The sequence below is a fragment of the Shewanella olleyana genome (assembly GCF_023283825.1).
Classification (GTDB): domain Bacteria; phylum Pseudomonadota; class Gammaproteobacteria; order Enterobacterales; family Shewanellaceae; genus Shewanella; species Shewanella olleyana.
In genome coordinates this window covers 11849-38249 of record NZ_JAKILD010000013.1, presented here as the reverse complement: position 1 = coordinate 38249, position 26401 = coordinate 11849, and the positions used below count along the sequence as shown (strand labels likewise).

Sequence of the window (26401 nt, the reverse complement as noted above, 5' to 3'; positions counted from 1 at the left end):
CAATGAGGTCTTTATGAGTATACCGTTTTCCAATCCGCTTAATATTCCAGTACTCGGATTCTGTGCCTATAGTGGCACCGGTAAAACCACCTTATTAAAACAATTGATCCCAGAACTTAATCGCCGCGGAGTTCGTTTAGCCGTTATCAAACATGCTCATCATAATTTCGATGTCGATATTCCGGGCAAAGACAGCTACGAAATGCGTAAAGCTGGTGCTAAGCAAATGCTGGTTGCCTCTCATGTTCGTTGGGCTCTAATGACTGAAGATGCCGTTGAAGGTGATCCTCAATTACCGCACCTATTAGCACAAATTGAAGCGGATAAAGTGGATATCGTTTTGGTCGAAGGCTTTAAAAAGCTTGAACTACCTAAAATTGAGCTGCACCGCGCCGCCCATGGTAAACCACTCATTCATACCCATGATGACAATATTGTGGCTATCGCTTGCTGTGATGATACTGAAACACCAGCAGATCTCGCCCGTTTAGATTTAAACAATGTCGGCCAAATTGCTGATTTTGTCATTGAGTACCAAACAAACTGGCAAGCCCCTGATATTGAGTTGCCAATTCCAGCTCAAGCGACTGCAGTATCAGACGAGCAGAAATTTTTATCTGTCGCCCAAGGTTTAGAGCAATTAATGGCGATGGTTAAGCCGTTAACAGACAGTGAGCAAGTGGCAATTGATGAGGCCGCTAACCGCGTTCTAGCATCTGATGCTATTTCGCCTGTGAATGTGCCGCAGCAAACTAACTCAGCCATGGACGGTTATGCCTTTGCTTACAGCCAAGACAATAGTCCTGCAAATCCTGTCGCCCCGCTTAAGCTGATGGGTGAGGTCTTAGCAGGTCACGAGTATCCAAGCGTGTTAGCCGCAGGCGAAGCTGTACGTATTATGACCGGTGCCACAGTGCCGCAAGGCGCGGATACTGTTGAAGCGCGTGAGTTGGTCATCGAGCAAGATGGCCAAGTTCAGTTACAAGGTAAAGTGATTGAAGGTCAACATGTGCGTTTAGCGGGTGAAGACATCGCCAAAGATGCTCTCGCATTAGCTAAAGGTCATCGCTTACATGCTGCTGAACAGGGCTTATTAGCTTCTTTAGGCCTGCCAACTGCTGATGTGGTTAAGCAACCAACCATTGCCGTATTCTCAACAGGTGATGAAGTCAGTCAACCTGGTGAACCACTAAAAGCTAACTGTATTTACGATTCTAATCGCTACACCATAAAATCAATGGCGCAGAAGTTAGGTTGTAAGGTGATTGACTTAGGCATTATTGAAGACAGTGAAGATGCGTTAACAGCAGCGTTATCACAAGCCAGTGTTGATGCCGACATTGTTATCAGCTCAGGTGGCGTTTCAGTGGGTAATGCAGATTACATTAAAACGGTATTAGCCAAAATTGGCGAAATTAACTTCTGGCGTATTAACATGCGTCCAGGTCGACCACTGGCGTTCGGTAAAGTGAATGACAGCCTATTTTTCGGTTTACCTGGCAATCCTGTTGCTGTAATGGTGTCGTTTTTACAATTCGTTCAACCAGCTATTCGCAAACTTGCTGGCGAAATCAACTATACGCCACAGTATTTACCTGCAATTACCGATAGTATTTTGCGCAGCAGAACAGGACGAACAGAGTTTGTCCGTGGTCAGTATCATTTAAGCAATGATGGACGTTTACATGTGGCCTCTACTGGGGCACAAGGTTCAGGGATGTTGAACTCAATGGTCAAAGCAAATTGTCTGATTGTGATCGGTGAAGCCGACGAGTCAGTCATACCGGGCCAACAAGTCTACATTCAGCCTTTCGCTGAACTGTTATAACTAACCAAAAGATGTGCTAATTCATGAGTTTAATAGTCGACAAGTTTAATCGAAAAGTAGAATACTTACGTTTATCGGTCACTGACCGTTGTGATTTTCGCTGTGTATATTGCATGAGTGAAGATCCAAGCTTTTTACCAAGAGAACAGGTATTAAGCCTTGAAGAACTTGCATGGATAGCACAGGCTTTTACCGAGTTAGGCGTGAAGAAAATCCGTCTAACCGGTGGCGAGCCGTTAGTCAGAACAGACTGCGATAAGTTAATTGATTTACTGGGCAAGCTGCCAGGGTTAGATGACTTATCCATGACGACCAATGGTTCACGCTTAAGTAAGCTTGCTCAGCCAATGCATGATGCCGGTCTAAAACGTCTTAACATCAGTTTAGATACCTTAAATCCCGAGCTATTTACTGAAATGACCCGTAACGGCAAAGTCGAGCGAGTCATTGCTGGTATTGATGCAGCTAAAGCTGCCGGTTTTAAACATATCAAAATAAACGCGGTAATTTTACGCGGTAAAAATGATCATGAAGTCATTGATTTGATTAACTTCTGTCGTGAAAGAGGGTTAGACATTTCATTCATTGAAGAAATGCCACTTGGGGTAATGGATGAGCGTAAACGTAGCCGTCATTGTTCAAGTGAAGAAGTCAAAGGCATAATCTCAGAGACTTACCCTTTGTTGCCATCAAGCAAGCGTACTGGCGGCCCAGCGCGTTATTACAAGATGGCTGACAGTGATATTCACATTGGCTTTATTTCACCTCACAGTAATAACTTCTGCCACGAGTGTAACCGGGTGAGAGTTACTGTTGAAGGACGTTTATTACTTTGTTTAGGTAACGAGAATTCTGTCGATCTTAAGTCAATTGTACGTGAATTCCCTGGCGATATCGGCAAACTAAAAGATGCCATATTAGAAGGTATTCAGCACAAGCCAAAAGAACATTACTTTGGTACTGATGATGACGTACAAATTTTGCGTTTCATGAATTCTACCGGTGGATAGTGATTCGTTATCCGTTTATACCCAAACAAGCTGAAGATGCTCGATTTCAGCAAGAATTTACACGCGTTTAGGTAAGGCATTGATTGCGGGTAATGGTTATTCCCTTTTCAAAATCAATAACGCAGCATAAACGCGTGTAAAACTTGCCCTCAGGGAGTTTCACCGTGTTCCCACTACGTTGTTGCGCTAATTTATAAGGTACCTACATTACCGCATTAACGCGCCTAGTATTGAAAACACGGTGAAGCTCTGAAACACGTATCTTCAAGTTGTTTGGGTATATAACGCCAACAACTTATAGCTAAGGGTGATGCCAGCACGGCATCACCTTTTTATTGCCCAAAATTCCTCATTAAAACCTGTTTTCCACACGCTAAAACTATTCACTTTTTGCTCGGGACGGTTTTGCTATACACTATCAGTATCAATCTAACTTACTATCTGTAACGCATTTAGCTTATGGCTTTATCTCGAAAGAAGTGGAATAACATTCTCATCATAGCTTGCGTCTTTATGGTCGCAGTGCTGACGTTTATCGACTCTAAAACCAATAAAATGCCCGATGATGCCCATGCATTATTTGATGAGCAAAACCAATTAACCCAATTACAATTTAGTGGTATTTGGCTTAATAAATCAGATAGTACATGGGGTTGTAAGGAAACTGTATTGAACTGCCAGCCTTTAGCAAAAGCGTGGTCTGAACTGGCGATTTCAGCCATTAATATGACAGAGGAAGAGCTAGAACAGTTACCCACTCCACTCTCATTGAGCATTGCAATTAACCACCAGCAGCAAGCGCAGCATTGGCAATACTATCCACAACAAGGCTTATTGCAGTCGGCAGCTGAGAACTGGTATCAAATTCCGCCAAGTTTACGAAGTGATCTAATACCCGTTATCTCAAGTAAATAATCTAATACCAATATTTAAACGTCACTGACATGGATACTTATGCCTGAATTACCTGAAGTTGAAGTCACCAAACAAGGCATATCGCCACACCTTGTGGATCAGACTGTTCGAGATCTCGTCATTAGAAATGCCTCTCTACGCTGGCCAGTTCCTGACATCTGTAAAAACATCATTGGCCAAACGATTAAGCAAGTCAGACGTCGTGCTAAATATTTACTCATCGATACGGATGTAGGTATCACCATTGTGCATTTAGGTATGTCTGGTAGCTTAAGAATATTGCCTGCCAATACCCCAGTCGAAAAACATGACCATATTGATCTGGTATTAGAAAATGGTCGGGTACTTAGGTATAACGACCCTCGCAGGTTTGGCGCTTGGCTTTGGTATGAATTGCCTGAAGAAGCTCATCCGTTGCTGGTAAAACTCGGACCTGAGCCTTTAAGTGATGCTTTTAACCCACAGCAGTTACAAACAGCATTAGCCAATAAGAAAAAAGCCATCAAACTGTGCTTGATGGATAATCATATCGTTGTCGGAGTAGGCAATATCTATGCTAATGAAGCATTATTTGCGGCTGGTATTCACCCTAAAGCGGCGGCAGGCAATATCGACATTGAAAGGCTGACTATATTGGTCACCGAAGTGAAACAAATCCTCGCCCAAGCGATTAAACAAGGTGGTACAACACTTAAAGACTTCACCAACGCAGAAGGTAAACCGGGTTATTTTGCGCAAAAGCTACACGTATATGGTAGAGGCGGGGAAAGCTGCACAGCATGTGGCAATTTACTCAGTGAAATTAAGCTGGGTCAACGCACCACAGTATTTTGTGGGCTTTGCCAGACTAACTAATGTGAGTACTTAGCTTGTTCTGGACAAAATTAAAAAGCCCCAACTTAAACTCTTTTAGTTGAGGCTTTTTGTTATTTATTCTGCTTCATCAGTGCTATTTTCTGTTCAAGTGATAACGTGACATCAGCATGAACAAACTGACTAACATCGCCGCCATGCAAAGCAACTTCTTTCACTAAGGTTGAAGAAATGAACGAGTTCTCTTCTGCTGGAGTCAGAAAAACACTTTCTAAATCTGGGTTCAAACGGCGATTCATATTGGCTAACTGAAATTCATATTCAAAATCAGATACCGCACGTAAACCTCTTACAAGCACACTCGCGTTTTGCTCTTTAGCAAAATCCACTAATAATCCAGTAAACCCAACCACCTCGACATTATCAAGATGAGCAGTCACTAAATTAACTTGAGCAACACGCTCCTCGAGAGTAAAAAGTGGCTTTTTCGAAGGGTTTGAAGCAATACCAATAATCACATGACCAAATAGCTTTGCCGCTCGCTCAATTAAATCAGCATGTCCATTGGTGACAGGATCAAAAGTTCCAGGATAAATCGCGCGTCTATGCATTATATTTAGCTTCATTAACTCAATAGGACTGATAGTTTATCAGTATCATTTACAGTCATCAAAGTATGAGCATATTTCTTTTAGAACTCTCAACAATCAAGTCATACTATTCGGTTATAGCGTGTAAAGTAGTATAATTATTTATGAACTTTCAGTTGTATTAATCGAAAAATTTATATGCCTATTTCAAGCTCGTTAATCATTACAACCTACAATTGGCCTAAGGCTTTAAGAAAAGTTTTAGACAGTTGCCTATTACAAACTCACCTTCCTCAAGAGGTCATTATCGCAGATGATGGTTCTACAGAAGAAACTCGGCAACTAATTAAACTGTATCAACAAAAAGTTCCTTTTAAACTCATTCATTGCTGGCAGGAGGATTTAGGATTTCGGGCCTCCAAAAGTCGTAACAATGCAATAAAAGCTTCGTCTTCCGAATACATCATTTGTATTGATGGCGATATCATTATGCATCCGAACTTTATCCTTGATCACATTGAGAATGCAAAAAAAAATCAAGTTATTGCTGGTAAAAGAGTAAGGTTATCACGAAGCTTTAGCCAAAAAATTATCGACTCAAATATTGCTATCTCGACTGCTCAAGCACTATTATTTTCTGAAAGAGGTCGTAAAAATACTATTCGGTCACCAATATTAAGCCGCTTCCTCAGCAAGCTAGAAACTAATGCTGATAGCGTATTAAGTTGTAACTTCAGCTTTTGGCGAAAAGATGCAATAAAAGTTAATGGATTTAATTGTGATTTCGTAGGGTGGGGGGCTGAAGACAAAGAGTTCTGTATTCGTTTAATCAATAATGGAATATGGAAAAAGCAGTTGAAGCACTTGGCAGTTTGTTATCATATTTTTCACCCAGAACAATCAAGGGCTATGGAAATGAGCAATGAGAAAATTTATAAAGATGCCATAATAAACAAGGTTAGGTCTTGTAAAAATGGCATCGAACAATTTTAATAAGCGATTAGGTTCAACTGACTTTATAAAAGTAAATCATCGTTATAAAGTAAATTATTGTCATAAAACCTGAGGGAGCTTACCCATTTCAGACCTATTAAGTCTAACTTTTATTTCAAAATCCAATTTTTGCCAAATGCGTTTCAAAGGATGCTTCTTAGCAAAGTTTCTGTTTTCAACATAACAAATTTCACTTTCAAAATCAGCTTCTAGAACTGGAAATGGGCGTACAACAAAACAACTTAAGTTCTTTTCAAACCAATATTGAATATCAATATCGACCGGTCTCGCTATTGGGAAAGAGGTATCTAGTAGCTTTTTAGCTCCAGATAAAGACACAAACTGACCCCTTGTTGAAGAAGGAAGCTTCAAACAAGTGCCTAATGAAAATTGATCATTTAACTCTATAGAGTTAATTATGTCCTTTTGCTTTCGGCCGTGGCAAAGCTTTATATAATCCCAGTGCTTGGCAAGCTCACCAACACTATCAATTAAGTCCGCTAACCCTGTATCCAATATCGAGTCATCTTCTAAAATCAAAGCATAATCAATTTGTTGATCGACCATATTTTTCCAGCAATTCACATGGCTTAAGTAACAACCTATTTCGCCAACATTGAGTATTTTATCGTATTTTTCTAAGTTGGTTTTTTTATCAAAGACATGGTTTATTTCTGTTGCGGATAATTCTTTTCCATAAACTGCAGGAACACGTTCAAACTCAATATTTAATTGAATCAGTTGTTGTTGCATAAAAGCCATTCTTGCTGTGCTTTTATCAAGATTTATTACAAACACTTTAAAACGCATACGGTTTCTTAATTTCGTTTGGTAACACCAAATTTATTTAACAGGATAGAAGGATCTGCCAAGTTAGTACCCTTACACTGTAATTTCATGTTTACATACAAGTAGCTGTAACTTTTGGGTGGCTTATTAGATATGATCTTCAATTTTTTCATATAGTGAGGTTTAAATTTCATTGGATACATAATTCACTAAATTTAGGAAAGCAGCACCTTTAATTCTCTACCCCTTCAATTTTACCTTTTATTTTGGTGAAGGCCAATGAATTCATGTTTTACTCTTGTTAAAGTAGCTTTCAATTATGGTTTATAGGCTAGATGTACGTATTCATTCACATCACTATCACTCCATCCAGCAAGTAGCAACAGGAATATCTTTACGAATATTAGTCATATAGCAAGCAATAAGAATTACTGGCAACCCCATAAAAAATGAATATTTTATAACTAGGTAAGGATAAGGCAAGATTATTTCAAAACACACTTATTGCCAACTGTTCTACTTTTTAAATGCGCACGACAAACCACTCAAGCACGATTTAAATTGTTCATATTTAACAATAATTTAAGTCAATAAGTGATAGTTTTCATGCATATAATCACAAACTCTGGTATATTAATGAGTCTACTATCTCAAGATCAAGACACCCCCCCCTCAAGAGCAATGGCCTAAGATGAAATTACCAATCAGTGTATTTATTATTACTAAAAATGAGCAACTACATTTAGCAAAGACCTTGAAAAGTGTCGCTTGTGTTGATGAGATAATTATTGTTGATTCTGGCAGCACTGATAAAACTTTAGAAATCGCTACCAAATTTGGTGCTAAAATATTTCAACATGACTGGCAAGGGTACGCAAAACAAAAGCAGTATGCTATGACATTATGCAGTAATGAATGGGTACTAAACTTAGACGGTGACGAAGTTGTCAATCCTAGCCTTCTTAGCGCTTTTGAGAAAATAATGAATGAAAATAAAGTCGACTCGGTGCGGATGTGGCGCAATGATATTTTTATCAACAAAAGATTGTCCACCTTGAGTAAAAAAGCAAATAATCATCGCTTTTATCGCAAGTCTAAAGCTTCATTTGACTCTTCACAGTTAGTTCATGAAAGCGCTAATGTCATAGGTAAAGAGATATTCATTAACGAATCATTTGACCACTATGGCTATGATAGTATCTCTACAATTACTAACAAAAGTAACCTATATTCAACTCTCAAAGCTGAAGAAAAATTCTCTAAGAATAAACAATACTCACTCCTTAAGCTAATCTTTGTTTTTCCTTTATTTTTCTTCAAAGATTATTTTTTACAACGTAAGTTTTTTTCAGGTACTAGAGGGTTTATTTTAGCAGTATTACGTTCTTACTATGCTTTTTCTAAAGAAGCGAAATTATATGAACAACATCAAAATAATCAGCATAAGAAGTAAATGTAAAATAGTAGCATGCAAATATTGACAACAGTTTTTTACATTATACATAAACCAATGTTTTGCTATAAAATATTCACTAACCGAACCTCCAATAGCCTAGCCTTTTACGCATTTTTAAATGTCGTAATAAATTCGCGGGTTTGGGTTTAAGGTCTTTAGTACCTGATTCAATCAACCCCTCTACCGAATCTAAAACTCGTTCACTCGATAAGCCATCTCGAAACGGATGAATATACTCACAATATTGCTCGATATCTTTCATCAATTCTGGAGGACGAGTTAGCGCTCTCTCTAAAGCAGGTCTGATACCTTCTAACTGTGTGACATTTACTAAATGCGAACTCTGGGACTTGTTATTAAAAGTTACAACCGGTTTGCCTTGTAATAAAAACATAATCAGTATTGAGGATGTGTCGCAAAGCATAACATCTGCGGCTTTTAACAATGGCAACACATTATCAGTCTCAACAAATGTCAGGTTTGAACTATTTAGTTCTTTGTATTTATCAACAATCTCTTTTTTCATTTTTGGATGAAATTGTACTAACCAACGCCAGTCACCTTGCTCAGCTAACGCTTTAACTTTCTCAAAAACCACAGAAGCACAAGATAAACTGCGAGAAAAGGTCGAGCAGAACAGCACAACAGGCCTATTATCACCTTCAATATTGTAAGGCTGTTCAAGGTCATTCTTGTACAAAGGGTCTAAGGTGGGCCAGCCCGTTTCTGCGACCTTAAAAGTACCAAACTTTTCAGCTAATCTAATAAAAGGCAAAGTCGTAGCAGGACCCTGGCAGCAATAAAGATCAAAACAATTTCGAATTTCAAAATGATCTTCCCGACCTCGACGGTTCACTTTCCCAGCATTAAAACCATGAAATATACCGACTTTAATACCAGGAATAAAACTAGGTACCACATTACCAGGCACCATAACTGCATCAGGTTTCCAGCGGCGAACATCATCAATTGATAAGAGTCGTTGCTCTGTCGGTTTTAAGAATGACGGATCAACTTCACTTCCATCTAAAAACCAACATACTTCATCACCTCGCCTCAGTATAGCGGTTTGTAGTGGCCTTAACATCGCATAAGAGTAATTTTGCGCAATGTATAATAGATATCTTTTATTCTTTAAAACCAAGAAAACGCCTCCAAATAAACCTTTAATTTTAATAGGGCTATAATGCACTGAGCCAATCTAAACAATAGTGATTAACAGAAGTGATATAGATATTTATACCGCCTAATTAGAGGTTGGTATCAAGATCTGCTTCTTATCTTCCAATAACAAGATTAAGCTTATCATAAGCTGTAACAACAAATATTTTGCAGCAAACATCACCACAAAAGATAGTACTTCAACGAATTCTAGTAAATAATAAAGTTGAGAGTGTGGTTAGGTAATTTTATCAAATTTTTTAATCACTCTTTCAACCTGAATTCTTTCCATTAAATGAGTACCCTTAGCCCGATCCCCCCATTTTATTGGTGCACTTTTCTGCTCGTGTATCACTTCATTATAAACACTGACAACATTACCAAGCGACGTATAGGGTCCCGTTCTTCCTGGATTTGAATGAGCGTATAACCCAATAACAGGCGTCCCTTGAGTCACTGCCATGTGTGCAGGGCCAGTATCTGGCGCAATTACAACACTGGCTCTTTTCAGTAATGCCAGTAATTGCGTTAAGCTAGTTTTACCGATCATATTATCGATATGGTTGTGACTATGTTTAATAATGTTGGCTGCCAAATCGACCTCAAGCTGACTAGGCCCACCACAAAGCAACACTCGATACCCTTGAGATACTGCGTAATCAGCAACTGCAGCATATCTTTCTGGTAACCAATTGCGCTCAGCTTTACTGGCTGCAGGACAAATCACGACAACTTGTTCATCTTTGCCAATCAAGTCATTAGCAAACTGAGTATCCGCAGCTGGGACAGGAATATTCCAACGAGGTGTAAGATCTTCAACGCCTATGGCTTTTGCGAACCCCATAAAGCCTTCTAAAACGTGAGGAGTTGCAAGTGGCTCAACAGCAGCATTAGTCACTAACCACTGGCCTTCTTTAGCACGGGCTTTATCAAAACCAATACGCACTTTTGCAGAAATCATTAACGATGCAATGGTCGCTCTAAGCGCCACTTGCATGTGTAAGAGCACATCAAAACGTTGACCAGCTAATGCTTTTTTAAGCACCAAATAACTTCGCCATCCCTGAGATTTATCAAAGATAACAAACTCAACCCCAGGAAGGTGCTTGAGTAGTTGATATTCGACTTTACCAATCACCCAGGTGATCTTTAATTGAGGATATTGTTTTTGAATCGCTTGCACCATTGCAACGGCATGACAAACATCGCCAATAGCGGATAGTCGAAGTAAACATAGGGATGTCATTGATGCATAGTCATCTTTCATGGGCGCAATTAACCAGAGTAAGTACAAGAGTTCGATCTTAATGTAGAATAAACGATATAGCCACCGACAAATCAAAGCTTTGTAATCCACTTATGCAAATAAAATCAACCCCAAAAGGTATTATCGCTTGGTGCGATGATCTCGCTAAAGGCCTTACACTTGCAAACTTCACTCCTGAGTATTGGCAAACTAGTGACGCCATTATTGGTCAGTCTAAAGGCCGCTATACCACCTGGTTTGTTGAGTACAAAACCCAACAATGGGTATTAAGACATTATTGGCGTGGTGGCTTAATGGAAAAGTTCAGTAAAGATGCTTATGTCTTTACAGGTTTTAATCGCACCCGCGCCATGGGTGAACTTGTTATTTTAAACACCCTTCATCAAGAAGGCTTCCCAGTACCAAGACCCATTGCCGCCAATATTGAGCGATTTGGTATTTGGTACCGTGCTGACTTATTAATTGAATTGGTTAACGGTGCGGATGATTTAGTCGCGTTGCTGACAAAGTCACAGCTAACAAAGGAGCAGTGGCAGCAACTGGGTAAAACCATTGCTCAATTCCATGTTCGCGGTGTTTACCATGCTGATTTGAATGCCAAGAATATCTTATTCGCTAACCAGCAGTTTTATCTGATTGATTTTGATAGGGGTGAACTTAAAGCGCCGAATTCAACGTGGCAACAAGCCAACTTAAGCCGATTATTGCGCTCGTTTAATAAAGAGAAAACCAAATTACCTGCATTACAATTTGAGCAAGAAAACTGGCAGCAACTTTTATCAGGCTACAACCAGTTTATGAGCCAAAATTCTTAATTCTACAACTCTAAACTCTACAAGTGATTAATTGTATCAAGTTTTATTTATTCGCTAAGCGGCAAGTAGGGTTCGACAACCTGAAGTTGCTTAGCTAATGCTCCACGGTTCTGGCTAACCACCGCTAAACAAGCGTTAGCTGCAGTGTCGTGTTTTACTTTATCGGTAAACAGGTCCAATAAATGTTCAACTAAAGCATTTTTGTCTTGAACTACCTTTAGTCCACCAGCTTGCTGCAATAAAGCAGTGATTTCAGCAAAGTTCCAATGGTTTGGCCCAACGCTAACAGGTAATCCCATTGCGGCTGGCTCAAGTGGATTATGGCCGCCATTTTCTATCAAGGTGCCGCCAATAAACGCAAAATCGGCGGTACCATACAGCATTAACAACTCACCCATAGTATCGCCCAGCAAGACATTCACATCTGAATTAACCGTTTCATTCATGCTGCGTCTTGCCAAGGTTAAGCCTTTCTGAGTTGTGGCTAAAGCCGCTACATTAAATTGCTCTGGGTGTCTCGGCGCCATAATTAACAACGCATCAGGATAATGCTTTAACAGCTGCTGATGCGCTTGAAGCATGATTTCAAACTCACCAGGGTGAACACTTCCCGCAACCCATACTGGGGATGAAACGCGCCCCCACTGTTGACGTAAGGCTTGCGCTTGAAGTTGCTTGCTTTCATCAATGTCTAAATCAAACTTTAAACTGCCGCAAACTTTCAGCACAGAAGGAGTCACACCCAAAGATTCAAACCTTAGTGCTTCAGCCTGTGTTTGCACCGCAATAGCATCTATTGATGCAAGCATAGGTTGACTGATTTTGATTTGTTTTAAATATTTCTCAGCCGACTTCTCTGATAGGCGCGCATTAGCCAATATCAATCGACAGCTTTGCTTTTTAGTGAAGTGAATTAAATTCGGCCATAGTTCAGTTTCCATGATAATGCACAGTTTAGGCTGAACTTGCGCCAAAAAACGCTTCACACATACACTAAAATCCAGCGGAAGATAACAATGCTGCACTCGATTTCCGAGCTCAGACTTAAATGCTTTAATAACTTCATCAGAACCAGTTGGACTAGTGGTCGTGATGGTGAATCTCATCTGGGGATGCTGCGCCATTAATGCCTTAATTAATGGGATAGCAGCTAAGGTTTCTCCCATAGACACACTATGGATTAACACATCAGAACTCGATAACGACGTTAAGCCAAATCGCTCTCCCCAACGCAGGCGATATGCAGGGCTTTTAATGCTACGAAAAGCAAAATACATCACCACTAAAGGAGAAAGAACATAAAGTAATAAAGAATATAGGCCACGAGTCATTTAAAGAGTCTTAATCAATTTTGCTTGTCAGATAAACACAATGCTAACATAAACCCAAATCACATAAATGTGTGATCATTCCACATAATCATGTAGCAAAGGTACCTTTTGCTTATTTGTAAAATATGAATGAACACGTGCAATGATTACCTGCAGGCTGAACTGACCAGATTTTGAGTCATCAAGACTCTTTTATTAGCAATTGATAATTGGAACCGATATGAAAACCCGCGATAAAATTGTTTTTGCCAGTCTTGAACTCTTTAATGAACATGGTGAACGTAATATCACCACCAATCATATTGCAGCCCACCTCGATATCAGTCCAGGCAACCTTTATTATCACTTCCGTAATAAAGAAGATATTATCAATTCAATTTTCTCATTATATGAAAGTCACTTAGAATCAGGCTTTAAGCCATACGAAGATACGAGTGTTGATATTGATTTATTAATGGGCTATTTCGATGCTATGTTTTACACCCTTTGGCAGTTCCGCTTTATGTATGCCAATCTTGCCGATATTCTCAGCCGTGATGAAGCATTAAAAACTCGTTACCTAACGGCACAAGAGCAGGTGCTCAATCGTTCAAGCCATGTACTTCGCAAGCTTATCAGTGATGGGTTCCTTGAAATTGAAGATTGCAAGGTCACCGCGTTAGCTGACACCATTAAAATGATGGTGAGTTTTTGGATAAGTTACCAATTAACCCAATCAAGCACCTCAACCATCACTAAAGCCACGCTTTATGAAGGTTTACTGCGTGTGTTAATGATATTTAAAGCCTATTCCACCCCAGGTTCAGAAGCCACTTTTACTCGCCTCGAACAACATTACCTTGATGTTGCCTCTCAAGAGCGTGATGCAGCGGCATAAACTTGTTCTCTCGCCACACTTACAAACCGCCTTTTTATGACTAAAATAAACCAATAAAAAGGCGGCTTACTGTTTTATTAACATAGTAAGCCTTTCATTAATCAGCAATTCGCTCTTGCTTGTTATTGATTAGTATATCTAATGTGAAAACACACCTAGCCCTAATCATTTTTATGTCGCTATTCAGGTTAAAAAAAACACTGTAGAGCCAGTAAAATTAAGGTTAGAATGCCGCCAAGCGATTTCCATATTAAAACTATATTTAGGAGAAATCAGGTGGCCTCTACCTCATTTTACGACCGCATAAATCAACAACTTGTCGATGTTAAAGCTGAAGGCTTATACAAGAGTGAACGCGTCATCACTTCTGCCCAACAGACCGCAATTAACGTTAATAGCGAAGAAGTGATTAACTTCTGTGCTAACAACTATTTAGGTCTAGCAAATCACCCCGAATTAATTAATGCAGCTAAAAATGGATTAAGCAGCCACGGCTTTGGTATGGCTTCTGTTCGTTTTATCTGTGGCACCCAAAATATTCATAAGCAATTAGAAAATAGCCTGAGTGAATTTTTAGGCATGGAAGATACCATTTTGTATTCTTCTTGTTTTGATGCCAACGCAGGTCTTTTTGAAACCTTATTGGGCCCAGAAGATGCTATCGTATCTGACTCTCTAAACCATGCTTCAATCATTGATGGTGTGCGTTTATGTAAAGCTAAGCGCTTCCGTTACGCCAACAACGACATGAGCGAGCTTGAAACTCAGTTAAAAGCTGCAAAAGAAGCTGGCGCACGTGACATTCTTATTGCCACTGACGGTGTGTTCTCAATGGACGGTGTTATTGCTAACCTTCAAGGCGTATGTGATTTAGCTGATAAATACGGCGCATTAGTCATGGTTGATGACTCACACGCAGTTGGTTTTGTGGGTGAAAACGGCCGTGGTACTCACGAATTTTGCCAAGTCATGGATCGTGTAGACATTATTACCGGTACATTAGGTAAAGCATTAGGCGGCGCATCAGGCGGGTTTACCTCTGGTAAAAAAGAAGTCATTGACTGGTTACGTCAGCGCTCTCGTCCTTACTTGTTCTCAAATTCATTGGCACCTTCAATCGTTAGTGCATCAATTCATGTACTTGAAATGCTTAAATCAGGTCATGCATTACGTGAAGCGGTATGGGAAAACAGCCGTTATTTCCGTGAAGAAATGACCAAAGCTGGCTTTACGTTAGCCGGTGCTGATCATGCAATTATCCCAGTGATGATTGGTGATGCAAAACTAGCAGGTGACTTTTCAAACCGTCTATTGGCTGAAAACATCTATGTTGTTGGCTTCTCTTTCCCTGTTGTGCCTAAAGGTCAAGCGCGTATTCGTACCCAAATGTCAGCTGCACATACTCGCCCACAAATTGATAAAGCCATTGAAGCCTTTACCCGTATCGGTAAAGAAATGGGCATAATTTAAGGTCTTAACAATGAAAGCATTAAGCAAGTTAAAGCCTGAAGAAGGCATCTGGATGGTTGATGCACCTAAGCCAGAAATGGGTCACAACGATCTACTGATTAAAATTCGCAAAACCGCTATTTGTGGCACTGATGTTCATATTTACAACTGGGATGAATGGTCACAAAACACCATTCCTGTACCTATGGTTGTAGGTCACGAGTATGTCGGTGAAGTCGTTGATATGGGCCAAGAGGTTCGTGGCTTTACTGTCGGTGACAGAGTTTCAGGCGAAGGACACATTACCTGTGGTCACTGCCGAAACTGTCGTGGCGGCCGCACTCACTTATGCCGAAATACCTCTGGTGTTGGTGTTAACCGTGATGGCGCATTTGCTGAATACTTAGTTATTCCAGCTTTCAATGCCTTTAAAATCCCGGATGATATCTCAGACGACTTAGCTTCTGTATTTGATCCATTTGGTAATGCCGTTCATACCGCATTGTCATTTGATGTGGTTGGTGAAGACGTATTAATCACTGGTGCTGGCCCTATCGGCATCATGGCTGCTGCCGTCTGTAAACATGTTGGCGCACGCCACGTGGTCATTACTGATGTGAATGAATACCGCCTCGATTTAGCACGTAAAATGGGCGCTACCCGCGCTGTAAACGTGGCTAAAGAAGATTTAAAAGATGTCATGAAAGAGCTTGGCATGACTGAAGGGTTTGATGTCGGTTTAGAAATGTCAGGCGTACCTTCAGCATTCCACTCAATGCTAGATACCATGAACCATGGTGGCAAGATTGCTATGTTAGGTATTCCTGGCGGCGAGATGGCTATTGATTGGAGTAAAGTGATCTTTAAAGGCCTTATCTTAAAAGGCATTTATGGTCGCGAGATGTTTGAAACTTGGTACAAAATGGCCAGTCTTATCCAGTCTGGGCTAGATTTATCACCGATTATCACTCACCATTTCTCGGTGGATGATTTCCAACAAGGCTTTGACGCAATGCGTTCAGGTCAATCTGGCAAGGTGATTTTAAACTGGGATTAATCCCTACTTTAAAATTACCGTAATCAATTACCGTATTAATAAAGGGGTTGTATCTATGCAGCCCCTTATTAGATACTTCAGTTAATCACTCTTATCTCACTTCAACGACAACGGTATCACATGAGCACTTTCAAACACCTTTCGATCAATGAACTTATCCATATGACAGCAGATTCTGATGATGTTCAAATCGTCGATATTCGTGATGCCGCAAGTTATGCAGCAGGTCATATTGAAGGATCTATTCATCTCACTAATGAAAATATTGCTCACGTGATGGCTGAAGCAGACATGGATAACCCACTTGTAGTGGTGTGTTACCACGGGATCAGTAGCCAAGGCGCTGCAGGTTACTTGATTGAGCAAGGTTTTGATGACGTTTATAGCCTTGATGGTGGCTTTACTGCTTGGAGCGCTGCACACTCATGATTGAAATCGGCCAACTTCCCCATGCACGCGCAGCACAAGCATTTATCGATTACCTTAAAGGGTTAGATATTGAGTGTATTCCTGTGGTAACAGAGCATGGTGTGTCATTGGTCGTAAATGATGAAGCTAAAGCAGAACAAGCTAAATACGAGTTCGAGCAGTTCAAACAAAATCCATATCAGAAAAAGTATTTAGAAGCCTCGTGGGATAATGGCTCCACTCAAACTAAGCTTGATTACGGTTCCTCTTCTTTAGGGCTTATTCAACAGTTCATTACTGGAGCTGGACCACTCACTTTAATAACCTTTTTTGTGTGTGTCGCCGTTTTTGCTGCAATGAACCTTGGTTTTGCTAATCAAGTTTTTAGCCAATTATCATTTTTTGGTGCTGTACCAAACAGCGACTTTAGCCAAATATGGCGAGTATTCACCCCAAGCTTAATGCATTTCTCTGCAATGCATCTCCTGTTTAACCTACTTTGGTGGTGGTATCTAGGTGGCAAAATTGAAACCAAACTTGGCACCCGCCCACTAATTATTCTATTACTTGTGGCAGGTAGTTTACCCAGCCTAGTGCAATACATGATGACAGGCCCTAACTTTGGCGGCTTATCTGGTGTGGTATACGCTGTTGTTGGTTACACCTGGATAATGGGTCAACGGGCACCAGAATCTGGTATCGGTATTCCAAATAGCTACATGACGTTTATGCTCATTTGGTTAGTGCTCGGTTTTACTGATTTACTTGGCATGCCTATAGCGAATGGGGCTCATATTGGTGGATTGCTAGTTGGGTTAGCCCAAGGGGCATTTGATAGTAAGCAGAAGAATAGTTAGCTTATTTTAAAAGGCTTTCTATCAGAAAGCCTTATTCAGATTTAAACTACATGATATAAAAGTGCAAAAGCTAGCGAATCATTTTTAAAACTTGGTTGACCAGCTTTTCAATCCCTATATTTGCCTCAGCAATCGAATTCGCCAGCATATAAGCTGGTGTGGATACCACAAGATTGTCTATATCGACCACAATATCTTCAACGGTCGCATCACAATGTTCGCCACCCATTTCTGTATAAGCTTGCGCAGTGCCGCTATCGTTACCGATTGTTCCTTTAATTCCGTTTGGATAAAGAGCGGGCATCATTACTGGTGCAATACACATGAAACCGATTGGCTTTTTGGCTAATACAAACTCTTGAATGAAGCGTTCGACTTCCGGGTGCAGCTTGCTGCCACTTCCAGCCACTGCAAAATCACATAAATTCTTAGCCGCACCAAAACCGCCAGGTACTATCAAGGCATCAAACTGGCTGATGTCTAGCTCAATTGTATTAAGCACCTCTCCACGGGCAATACGAGCTGACTCTTGCAGTACATTACGCGTCTGTTCAGCACTTACTTCACCATTGAGATGGTTCACCACATGCATTTGTTCAATATCAGGCGCAAAACACTGATAATCTGCCCCAGCTTTTGATAGTGCCAGCAGTGTTAACACCGATTCATGGATTTCTGCTCCATCATAAACGCCACATCCACTGAGTAGTACTGCAATATTTTTCATTTCAGTTCCTTTAAAAACAGATTAATTTAACTTTTTTTAAACAAATCTATTGATCTGATTAAAAAACATGCTAACTTAGTTTCTCGAATTTACTTCATGGTTTAAAAACTGTACCAAATAATCGAGTAAATCAATAAGAATATTAAAAAAGTCCACATAATCGGATTATTTTTTAAAACTACTATTTAACTCACAAAATTATTATAAAACAAATAAATTCAAAAACTTAAGAGTTTTATTCCCAGTCGTAATTAAAACACCCTTAGATGATATATTAATTCACTCACAGACTTATCCACAGGCTGAGGGGTAATTTTCCGTGGCCGAAAATCCTTGTATGTGGCATTCTAAGGCCATCTCAGAATACTGAATATGAAAACAGACTATGCCAACAATCCCCAATAACCCACTCGTCCTTGTGGATGGTTCTTCTTACCTTTATCGCGCATTTTATGCACCACCACATTTGACTAATTCAAAAGGCGAAGCAACCGGTGCTGTATACGGTGTAGTCAACATGCTTCGTAGCCTAATGAGTCGATACAACCCAAGCCATATTGCGGTTGTATTTGATGCTAAAGGCAAAACATTTCGTAATGATATGTACAGCGAATATAAAGCGCAGCGTCCGCCGATGCCGGATGACTTACGCTCTCAAATTGCACCACTACATGCCATCATTCACGCTTTAGGTTTGCCGTTAATCTGCATTCCTGGCGTCGAGGCTGACGATGTCATTGGCACTATTGCTTTAAAAGCCAGCAAAGAAGGTCGTGCAACACTGATCAGTACTGGCGATAAAGATATGGCGCAGCTCGTTGATGAACATGTCACCCTAATTAATACCATGACCGACACTATAATGGGGCCTGATGAGGTCACTGAAAAATTTGGTGTGGGTCCAGAGCTTATTATTGATCTACTTGCGATGATGGGTGATAAGGCCGATAACATTCCTGGCTTGCCAGGTGTTGGTGAAAAAACTGCTTTAGCTATGCTTACCGGTGTCGGCGGAGTTGATAAACTCATCGCTAACCCAGAAAGCGTACTTGATGTCACCTTCCGCGGCTCAAAAACCATGCCTAAGAAGATTGAAGACAATAAAGAAATGCTGCAGTTATCTTACGATCTCGCCACCATCAAAACCGATGTTGAGTGGGACGATGATTGGGCACCGTTAGAAATTAAACCTCAAGACCGCGATGAGCTTATAAAGCTGTTTGGTGAAATGGAGTTTAAACGTTGGTTAGCTGAAGTATTAGATAACAAGTCCAATTTTTCAGCAGCCTCTGCAAACTCAAATACTGAAGAAGTTACGCCACCAGCACCAGCAATTGAAGCTGAGTATGAAACCATACTGACTGAAGCAGATTTAGCGAAGTGGATTGCGACACTATCAAAAGCTGAGCTAATAGCCGTAGACACAGAGACTACCAGCCTTAACTATATGGAAGCTAAGCTTGTTGGTATTTCGTTTGCAGTTGAAGCAGGTAAGGCTGCTTACCTTCCATTAACTCATGATTATCTTGATGCGCCACAGCAATTACCTGTTGAATACGCGCTAGAGCAATTAAGACCTATTCTTGAAAGTGACAGCATTAAAAAAGTCGGGCAACACCTTAAGTATGACATCAGCATCTTTGCCAATGCGGGAATAACCCTTAAAGGTGTTCGCTTTGATACCATGCTTGAATCTTATGTCTTTAATTCAGTCGCTTCACGTCATGATATGGACGGTTTAGCACTTAAGTATTTAGGTCATAAAAATATCAGTTTTGAAGAAATCGCCGGTAAAGGTGCAAAGCAACTGACCTTTAACCAAATAGATTTAGCAACAGCAAGCCCATATGCTGCAGAAGATGCTGATATCACTCTACGCTTACATGAACACCTATGGCCAAGAGTTGAAAAAGAACCTTCTTTAGCATCCGTATTCAATGAACTTGAATTACCACTTATTCAAGTTTTATCAGATATTGAACGTCAAGGTGTGTTGATTGATAGCATGTTACTAAGCCAGCAAAGCGATGAATTAGCGCAAAATATTGATGAGCTTGAAACCAAAGCCTACGAAATCGCGGGAGAGAAGTTCAATTTGAGTTCTCCTAAGCAGTTACAAGCACTATTTTTTGACAAACTCGGCTACCCGGTCATCAAAAAGACGCCAAAAGGTGCGCCTTCAACAGCTGAAGATGTCTTAATAGAGTTAGCTTTAGATTACCCATTACCTAAACTCATTTTGCAGCACAGAAGTCTATCTAAACTTAAGAGTACCTATACCGACAAGCTCCCATTAATGGTGAACTCTGAAACGGGTCGTGTTCATACAAGCTACCATCAAGCTAATGCAGCGACAGGTCGATTATCATCAAGCGAGCCAAACTTACAGAATATTCCAATTCGCACTGAAGAAGGTCGCCGGATCAGACAAGCCTTTATCGCACCGGAAGGCCGTAAAGTGCTCGCAGCCGATTACTCTCAAATCGAGTTACGCATAATGGCTCACTTATCTCAGGATAAAGGGCTATTAACCGCCTTTGCTGAGAACAAAGATATTCATAAAGCAACTGCAGCAGAAGTCTTTGGGGTTCATTTTGAAGAAGTCACCACTGAACAACGTCGCCGTGCAAAAGCGGTAAACTTCGGCTTAATTTACGGTATGTCAGCATTTGGCTTAGCTAAACAACTCGATATTCCACGTAAAGAAGCTCAAACCTATATCGATACTTATTTTGCTCGTTATCCGGGCGTTCTTAAATACATGGAAGACACTCGAGCATTAGCTGCTGAAGTTGGTTATGTAGAAACACTTTATGGCAGACGCTTATATCTTCCTGACATTAAAGATAGAAACGCCATGCGTCGTCAAGCGGCTGAGCGCGCAGCGATTAATGCACCGATGCAAGGCACTGCTGCAGATATTATCAAGAAGGCAATGATCAGTATTGACCAATGGATTAAGCATGATACCCATGGCGAAATTACGATGATGATGCAAGTTCACGATGAATTAGTCTTTGAGGTCGATGAAAGCCAAGCTGAAGCGCTGAAAACCAAAGTCTGTGACCTTATGGCACAAGCCGCAAATTTAGATGTCACCTTATTAGCAGAGGCTGGTATTGGCAACAACTGGGATGAAGCCCATTAGCGTCTATTTAAACCAGCTCCAAATCAGCTCAGTCAGAAAACCTGAGCTCCCTTAACAAACAATCCCGTAGTTTTACCACTACGGGATTGTTGTTTTTAGCCTTAAAACACAGCAACAAGGTGAAAAAACCAGCTTCAAATGTGGCAAACTTCACATTATTGTTCATTTTTATAAAAAACAGTTTTTTATTTTAAGGCTAATGGCGTATTATTCTCTGCGTAGGGTACAGAGGTTAAGATGTTCCATCTTTCAGACCTTTTTATTTCACTAGAAATAGTGACAAGCCGAATTATGGCGCTCCAGCATCTTAATATGTTGGAGCTTTTTTTTTGCCTAAAATTTATTTTAGAGTAAATACTTTAAATTTGTTCAAAAAACGATTATGATTGTTTTATTGAGCGTCGTCGAATGAGTAGATGGCACTTGAGTCTTGTTGAATTTAGCTTCTCCCCAAAAGAGCTAATTTTTTAACCGGTGACAATATGTCGTCGGTTTTTTTTTGCTTAAATTCAGCGGTTCGCGCTATATAACCCTCCGGCATTAAAAATTACTTATAAAAAAGCCGCTAAGTTTATTCTTTAAACTCAACGGCTTTCAATACTTAGCGTCTTTAATATAAATGCCTATTTGAAATAGTCTTTATATCATCGTCTTATTCAGGATTTTTCTCGGCTTCTTGCTCCGCTTCAGTTAACCAGCTTGGGTTACACCATTCATTCAGAATTCCCAATACTTTTGGTTTGCCAGTTCCCTTCGTTGAAGAAAATGGCTCAACCTTAACCCAGTCGCCAAATTCAGCTAGCTCTTTACGTACAGCATTAACCGTTTTCATTTTGACATTTTGTGCCAGCTTATCTGATTTAGTCAGCAAGGCTAATACTGGAATCTCACTTAATACAGCCCATTCGATCATTTGCATATCTAAATCTTTTAATGGATGACGGATATCCATCAATACCACAACACCACTTAAACAAGCGCGTTCTTGCAAATATTCACCCAAGGCTTTCTGCCATTTGTTTTTTAGTGCTAATGGCACTTTGGCAAAACCATAGCCAGGTAAATCCACTAATCGACGGTTTTCATCTAATTCAAACACATTGATTAACTGAGTGCGCCCCGGTGTTTTACTGGTTCTTGCCAAGCCCTTTTGTTCAGTCAAAGCGTTGAGTGCGCTTGACTTACCAGCATTTGAGCGGCCAGCAAACGCAATTTCTACTCCGGAATCACCAGGTAAATACTCATCAAGATGTGCAATATCTGGCGCACTAATTAAAAACTTGGTTTTTCGAAAATCTATACGCGTTTCTGACACGATTTGCTCCAATAAATTTGGGGTAATACCTTAATTATGTAAGATTTGCTTACTTTTCCACATTTTCGTGTAAAATATTAGCCTGATCACAGTTTGTAGATTTTACCACGCTTGCGGGTCATCCTAGTAAGCTCAGGACAATAAATTAAATAAGAAGTTGGAACGCCATGAAAAAGTTAGCTCTTGCGCTGTCTGTATTTGCCGCTATATCAACGCCTGCAATCGCTGAAGGTGATGTGGAAGCGGGTAAAACTAAATCAGTTATGTGTTCTGCCTGTCACGGTGTTGACGGTAACAGCATTGCTCCTATTTGGCCAAAACTGGCTGGACAGCACGCATCTTATCTAGAAAAACAATTACATGATTTCCAAGCGGCAGCTAAAAGCGGCGGCAAAGAAGGTCGTAGCGATCCTACCATGATTGGTATGTCAGCGACTTTATCAGAACAAGATATTAAAGATGTTTCTGCATATTATGCTAGTCAAACATTAAATGTCGCAGATGTTACCAATGTACCTGCCGAAGGTGAAGCCCTTTATAAAGGTGGTGACATGGCTCGTGGTATTACATCTTGTATGGCATGTCATGGACCAGATGGCAAAGGTGGCGAGCTTGCCGGCTTCCCTGCTATTGGTGGTCAACATGCTGAATATATCAAAATCCAACTCAATATGTTCCGTGATACAAAGCGTAACAATGATTTAAATGGCATGATGCAAGATGTATCTAAAAAGTTATCTGACAGTGATATTGAAGCGTTATCTCAATATATTTCAAGCCTTAAGTAATTTTTTCTTCATATTTAAATGAAGCTAAAAGGGTGATTATTCACCCTTTTTTACAACCAAAAGTTGACGTTTACGTAAACTTTACAATATTCATGCTTGACAGAGATCACGCATTTAGGGTTAAATAGCCCCGTACCGAGATGAACCCAGCTGTGAGAACAAAAATATTAATTCCATCTTACAGATTTCGGATACGTTTACATTTAAGATATAAGAATAAAATTAATAAATAACAATAATATAAATAAGGCCACTCGCTAATAATAATAAGAGTCGTGATTTCAGCTTGAAATCCAGGTCATATAGAATTTGTAAGGAACAGACCGATTGGTCGACACGCTGATATAGCACTCCCTTACGCAACAGAGATAAAACCCCATAAGGAAACTACTTTAAGGATTAAAGTAGCGGCATAGGAAGCTAATTGCTTAGGATGCACTTGCGGAGGCTTGTTATCACTGGAAGGTACTTTAAAACATGGATTGTTTACTAATGTCATTGAAGACAACTAGGATATTGATGAGTCATTGAAGACCATCTACGGAAGCTGTGGTCAGGACGGCAACAGGATTAAGAAAAATGGTCATTGATGACCGATAACAATAAAAAATGCATGGAAAGCTCTAAAAATAAGATGGATATTGACCGGGATAGTCACATAGCAAGTACGGATACTTGGAATAAAAATTTGGTGTATTAAACACTATTTTGTAAGGTGGCAGTTTACTGCCACCTTTTTTTATTTCTTCTTTTCAAAAAATCTGTTATTGATTGATTAACTTCATCTTTGTTTGGATCATATCGAACTTCAATGATTAAATGCCCGTTGTGCAGTCATGCTGCTGAGTTTTTTGTCCAAGATAAGAAAAGAGCTTTTTATAGCTGCCCTCAATGCCAACTGGTATTCGCCAACCCTCAATCACACATGATGCCAGCGGCACAGCTACAACGATATGGCCGAGCGAATAAAGCATCCAAACAAAAACAGCTAGTGCAATTTATCCAACCTTTACTGAGTCAAATCAGTTCTCAACAAGATGGACCATTAGTCGGTCTCAATTTTGGCAGAGTTTTGGATCAAACCAGCTTAGAAAAAATTGAATCAGCAGGACATCGCCTCAATCAATACGACCCCTTTATCAAAACAGATCAACAAGTGTTTAATCAGCAATATGACTTTATCTGTTGCTATCGTGTTTTAGAGCATTTTCAGCAACCCTTCAAAGAATGGTCATTAATATCCAGTTTATTAAAAGATGATGGCTGGTTAGCTATTAGCACGTCACTACTCACTGACTTAACTCACTTTTCTAAATGGCACTTTAAGAATAACCCAACCCACGTGAGCTTTTACCAGCAACAAACTTTTGAGTATTTAGCACAAAACAGCGAATTTAAGCTATTATTTGCAGCAAAAGAGCTCGTATTGATGCAAAAAACATCAAAGTCTGATATAAAGCGCATCCTGATTTAGTGCAAGGTGGATGAATATCTATCTAGCCAACTTTTTACAACCACATGAGATCACTGATGGCTCGTAGTAAAAAATCGCGCAAGGGCGGCGAAAACGGCCCTACACAAGCACCAAGAGTCAAAAAGGCTGATCGTAAAGTCACTGGCAGCAGAAAAAAAGATAATGGCCTTAAGTCTGGTAGTCGTCACAACGAAGCCTTGATTGAACAGCAATCACCGCATGTTAAGACGACTAAAAGTAATGACCCTCGTCATGGCAGTAAAAAACCAGTGCCGTTGATGATCACACCAGCAGAAACTGCAGCACCAGTCGCTAAAGTGAAGCAGCCTAAACTCACTGATGAGCAAAAATTACTGAAACTAGAAGATGATCCTAGATTCAATAATTTATTAGACTTATTAGAAGAAGGTAAAGACCTTTCTGCTGATGACCAAAAATGGTTGAACGGTCAGCTGGCTAAAATGGAAGCATTGATGGAAAAACTTGGTATCTCTGATGCTGAAGAACTTCCTGCACAAAATGTTAATACCGGCAAGAAGCCAGCTTCTGATGATGATTTATACGAACGCTTTGAATCCGGCGCTGATGTATTAAAAGACTACCAGTCTTAAATCATTTATAAATGGCATGCCCGATGGCGTGCCATTTTTCTATGTATTACTTTCACACCTCGATTAAGGAAAATTTGTGTCTAGCCTTGTTATTGCCCTCGCCGTTATCGTTATTGTGCTTTTAGCTTGTTATGCAGGTTTTCTTTTATTAAAGGTCAAGAAACAGCAACAAGAAGCTATTGAAGCCAATCAGCAGCGTTTAGATGAAGCAAAAGCCAAAAAGCAACAGATTCTAGATGATATAAAATACATTGCAGCAGCAATGCTAGAGGAGCGATGTGAACCCTCTGAAGGTGTCATGCGCATCGCAAAACTATTTGAAGCCCTTTCCATGTCTGAACAAATGACAGCTGAGTTCCCACATATCTTCGAGCATTATGATTGCATCAAGGCTCATCCGATAAAAGAAGCCCGAAAGTCACTTGAGAAACAGCAGCGAATGAAGCTAGATTTAGCGCGCATGAAGTCTGAAGCAAGGCTAGAACAAGGCCTTATTGATGACGCCCAAAAAATAACGCAATTTCATTTCATTCATTAAATTTTAGCAAGTTGCGTTAGATACGACCTTTATTATTAACACCTTAATAAAGGTCTTTACTGCCTTAAGCTTTTATCTTAGGCTGTGAGCCATCCCACAATTTCACAAAACTTCACAGCTTTCAGACTAAATATCGCCTTTCTAGCAACATCAAATTCAAAATTTACAACGTAGTTCAAGGTTT

General features: G+C 40.1%; 24 protein-coding genes. 17 read left to right on the top strand and 7 right to left on the bottom strand.

Annotation, left to right across the window (positions count from 1 at the left end; all coding sequences use genetic code 11):
- The first annotated feature begins 13 nt into the window (after window positions 1-13).
- The 4 genes from L2735_RS10860 to mutM all read left to right on the top strand — a co-directional run bounded on the left by L2735_RS10860 (window position 14) and on the right by mutM (window position 4608).
- Complete coding sequence (locus tag L2735_RS10860; protein ID WP_248984727.1) at window positions 14-1828, top strand: bifunctional molybdopterin-guanine dinucleotide biosynthesis adaptor protein MobB/molybdopterin molybdotransferase MoeA; 1815 nt, start codon at window positions 14-16, stop codon at window positions 1826-1828.
- Between the two features lie 23 nt (window positions 1829-1851).
- Window positions 1852-2838 (top strand): GTP 3',8-cyclase MoaA, encoded by a 987-nt coding sequence (moaA, locus tag L2735_RS10855; RefSeq protein ID WP_248984726.1) that lies wholly within the window; start codon window positions 1852-1854, stop codon window positions 2836-2838.
- A gap of 459 nt (window positions 2839-3297) precedes the next feature.
- Window positions 3298-3753, top strand: coding sequence for a hypothetical protein (locus tag L2735_RS10850; protein WP_248984725.1), 456 nt, complete (start codon window positions 3298-3300; stop codon window positions 3751-3753).
- A gap of 39 nt (window positions 3754-3792) precedes the next feature.
- Window positions 3793-4608: a bifunctional DNA-formamidopyrimidine glycosylase/DNA-(apurinic or apyrimidinic site) lyase gene (gene mutM / locus L2735_RS10845; RefSeq protein ID WP_248984724.1), complete on the top strand. Its 816-nt coding sequence runs from the start codon at window positions 3793-3795 to the stop codon at window positions 4606-4608.
- A 71-nt stretch (window positions 4609-4679) separates the two neighbouring features.
- Here the strand turns inward: mutM and coaD are convergent, their stop codons facing one another.
- A complete protein-coding gene (coaD, locus tag L2735_RS10840; protein ID WP_248984723.1) occupies window positions 4680-5177 on the bottom strand; it encodes a pantetheine-phosphate adenylyltransferase in 498 nt (165 codons plus the stop codon).
- Window positions 5178-5354: 177 nt separating this feature from the next.
- On the opposite strand from coaD, the gene L2735_RS10835 reads away from it, so the two are divergent.
- Entirely contained in the window at window positions 5355-6149 is a 795-nt protein-coding gene (locus L2735_RS10835; RefSeq protein WP_248984722.1) for a glycosyltransferase family 2 protein, read from the top strand.
- Between the two features lie 60 nt (window positions 6150-6209).
- Here the strand turns inward: L2735_RS10835 and L2735_RS10830 are convergent, their stop codons facing one another.
- Window positions 6210-6959, bottom strand: coding sequence for a glycosyltransferase family 25 protein (locus tag L2735_RS10830; RefSeq protein ID WP_248984721.1), 750 nt, complete (start codon window positions 6957-6959; stop codon window positions 6210-6212).
- Window positions 6960-7629: 670 nt separating this feature from the next.
- Between L2735_RS10830 and L2735_RS10825 the strand changes: the two genes are divergently transcribed.
- The gene (locus L2735_RS10825; protein WP_248984720.1) at window positions 7630-8391 is read left to right on the top strand and encodes a glycosyltransferase family 2 protein; all 762 of its coding nucleotides are present in this window, start codon (window positions 7630-7632) and stop codon (window positions 8389-8391) included.
- Between the two features lie 79 nt (window positions 8392-8470).
- On the opposite strand, the gene L2735_RS10820 is transcribed toward L2735_RS10825, so the two are convergent.
- Together L2735_RS10820 and L2735_RS10815 are read right to left on the bottom strand one after the other, a co-directional pair.
- On the bottom strand, window positions 8471-9481 hold the full coding sequence (locus L2735_RS10820; RefSeq protein WP_248984806.1) for a CDP-glycerol glycerophosphotransferase family protein: 1011 nt from the start codon (window positions 9479-9481) through the stop codon (window positions 8471-8473).
- A gap of 312 nt (window positions 9482-9793) precedes the next feature.
- Entirely contained in the window at window positions 9794-10822 is a 1029-nt protein-coding gene (locus L2735_RS10815) for a glycosyltransferase family 9 protein (protein WP_248984719.1), read from the bottom strand.
- 92 nt (window positions 10823-10914) lie between these two features.
- Between L2735_RS10815 and L2735_RS10810 the strand changes: the two genes are divergently transcribed.
- Complete coding sequence (locus L2735_RS10810; protein ID WP_248984718.1) at window positions 10915-11637, top strand: 3-deoxy-D-manno-octulosonic acid kinase; 723 nt, start codon at window positions 10915-10917, stop codon at window positions 11635-11637.
- 47 nt (window positions 11638-11684) lie between these two features.
- On the opposite strand, the gene waaA is transcribed toward L2735_RS10810, so the two are convergent.
- On the bottom strand, window positions 11685-12968 hold the full coding sequence (waaA, locus tag L2735_RS10805; RefSeq protein WP_248984717.1) for a lipid IV(A) 3-deoxy-D-manno-octulosonic acid transferase: 1284 nt from the start codon (window positions 12966-12968) through the stop codon (window positions 11685-11687).
- 220 nt (window positions 12969-13188) lie between these two features.
- On the opposite strand from waaA, the gene L2735_RS10800 reads away from it, so the two are divergent.
- The 5 genes from L2735_RS10800 (at window position 13189) to glpG (ending at window position 17616) form a co-directional block, all read left to right on the top strand.
- The gene (locus tag L2735_RS10800) at window positions 13189-13845 is read left to right on the top strand and encodes a TetR/AcrR family transcriptional regulator (RefSeq protein WP_248984716.1); all 657 of its coding nucleotides are present in this window, start codon (window positions 13189-13191) and stop codon (window positions 13843-13845) included.
- A gap of 276 nt (window positions 13846-14121) precedes the next feature.
- A complete protein-coding gene (locus L2735_RS10795; protein ID WP_248984715.1) occupies window positions 14122-15315 on the top strand; it encodes a glycine C-acetyltransferase in 1194 nt (397 codons plus the stop codon).
- A gap of 10 nt (window positions 15316-15325) precedes the next feature.
- On the top strand, window positions 15326-16351 hold the full coding sequence (gene tdh, locus L2735_RS10790) for an L-threonine 3-dehydrogenase (RefSeq protein WP_248984714.1): 1026 nt from the start codon (window positions 15326-15328) through the stop codon (window positions 16349-16351).
- Window positions 16352-16471: 120 nt separating this feature from the next.
- The gene (glpE, locus tag L2735_RS10785; protein WP_248984713.1) at window positions 16472-16780 is read left to right on the top strand and encodes a thiosulfate sulfurtransferase GlpE; all 309 of its coding nucleotides are present in this window, start codon (window positions 16472-16474) and stop codon (window positions 16778-16780) included.
- On the top strand, window positions 16777-17616 hold the full coding sequence (gene glpG / locus L2735_RS10780; protein ID WP_248984712.1) for a rhomboid family intramembrane serine protease GlpG: 840 nt from the start codon (window positions 16777-16779) through the stop codon (window positions 17614-17616). The genes glpE and glpG overlap by 4 nt, the downstream gene beginning before the upstream one ends.
- A 70-nt stretch (window positions 17617-17686) precedes the next feature.
- Here glpG and elbB read toward each other — a convergent pair whose 3' ends face one another.
- Complete coding sequence (gene elbB / locus L2735_RS10775; protein WP_248984711.1) at window positions 17687-18343, bottom strand: isoprenoid biosynthesis glyoxalase ElbB; 657 nt, start codon at window positions 18341-18343, stop codon at window positions 17687-17689.
- Window positions 18344-18728: 385 nt separating this feature from the next.
- On the opposite strand from elbB, the gene polA reads away from it, so the two are divergent.
- The gene (polA, locus tag L2735_RS10770) at window positions 18729-21491 is read left to right on the top strand and encodes a DNA polymerase I (RefSeq protein WP_248984710.1); all 2763 of its coding nucleotides are present in this window, start codon (window positions 18729-18731) and stop codon (window positions 21489-21491) included.
- Window positions 21492-22143: 652 nt separating this feature from the next.
- On the opposite strand, the gene yihA is transcribed toward polA, so the two are convergent.
- Window positions 22144-22806 (bottom strand): ribosome biogenesis GTP-binding protein YihA/YsxC, encoded by a 663-nt coding sequence (yihA, locus tag L2735_RS10765; RefSeq protein ID WP_248984709.1) that lies wholly within the window; start codon window positions 22804-22806, stop codon window positions 22144-22146.
- A 167-nt stretch (window positions 22807-22973) separates the two neighbouring features.
- Here yihA and L2735_RS10760 point away from each other — a divergent pair, with 167 nt between their 5' ends.
- From L2735_RS10760 to L2735_RS10745, 4 genes are all read left to right on the top strand, one after another.
- On the top strand, window positions 22974-23594 hold the full coding sequence (locus L2735_RS10760) for a c-type cytochrome (RefSeq protein WP_248984708.1): 621 nt from the start codon (window positions 22974-22976) through the stop codon (window positions 23592-23594).
- An 811-nt stretch (window positions 23595-24405) separates the two neighbouring features.
- Window positions 24406-25068 carry a methyltransferase domain-containing protein gene (locus L2735_RS10755; protein ID WP_248984707.1) on the top strand — a complete coding sequence of 221 codons (663 nt, stop codon included), beginning with the start codon at window positions 24406-24408 and terminating at the stop codon, window positions 25066-25068.
- Window positions 25069-25124: 56 nt separating this feature from the next.
- Window positions 25125-25679, top strand: coding sequence for a Der GTPase-activating protein YihI (gene yihI / locus L2735_RS10750; RefSeq protein WP_248984706.1), 555 nt, complete (start codon window positions 25125-25127; stop codon window positions 25677-25679).
- A gap of 76 nt (window positions 25680-25755) precedes the next feature.
- Window positions 25756-26217 carry a DUF2489 domain-containing protein gene (locus L2735_RS10745; protein WP_248984705.1) on the top strand — a complete coding sequence of 154 codons (462 nt, stop codon included), beginning with the start codon at window positions 25756-25758 and terminating at the stop codon, window positions 26215-26217.
- Window positions 26218-26401: the final 184 nt, after the last annotated feature.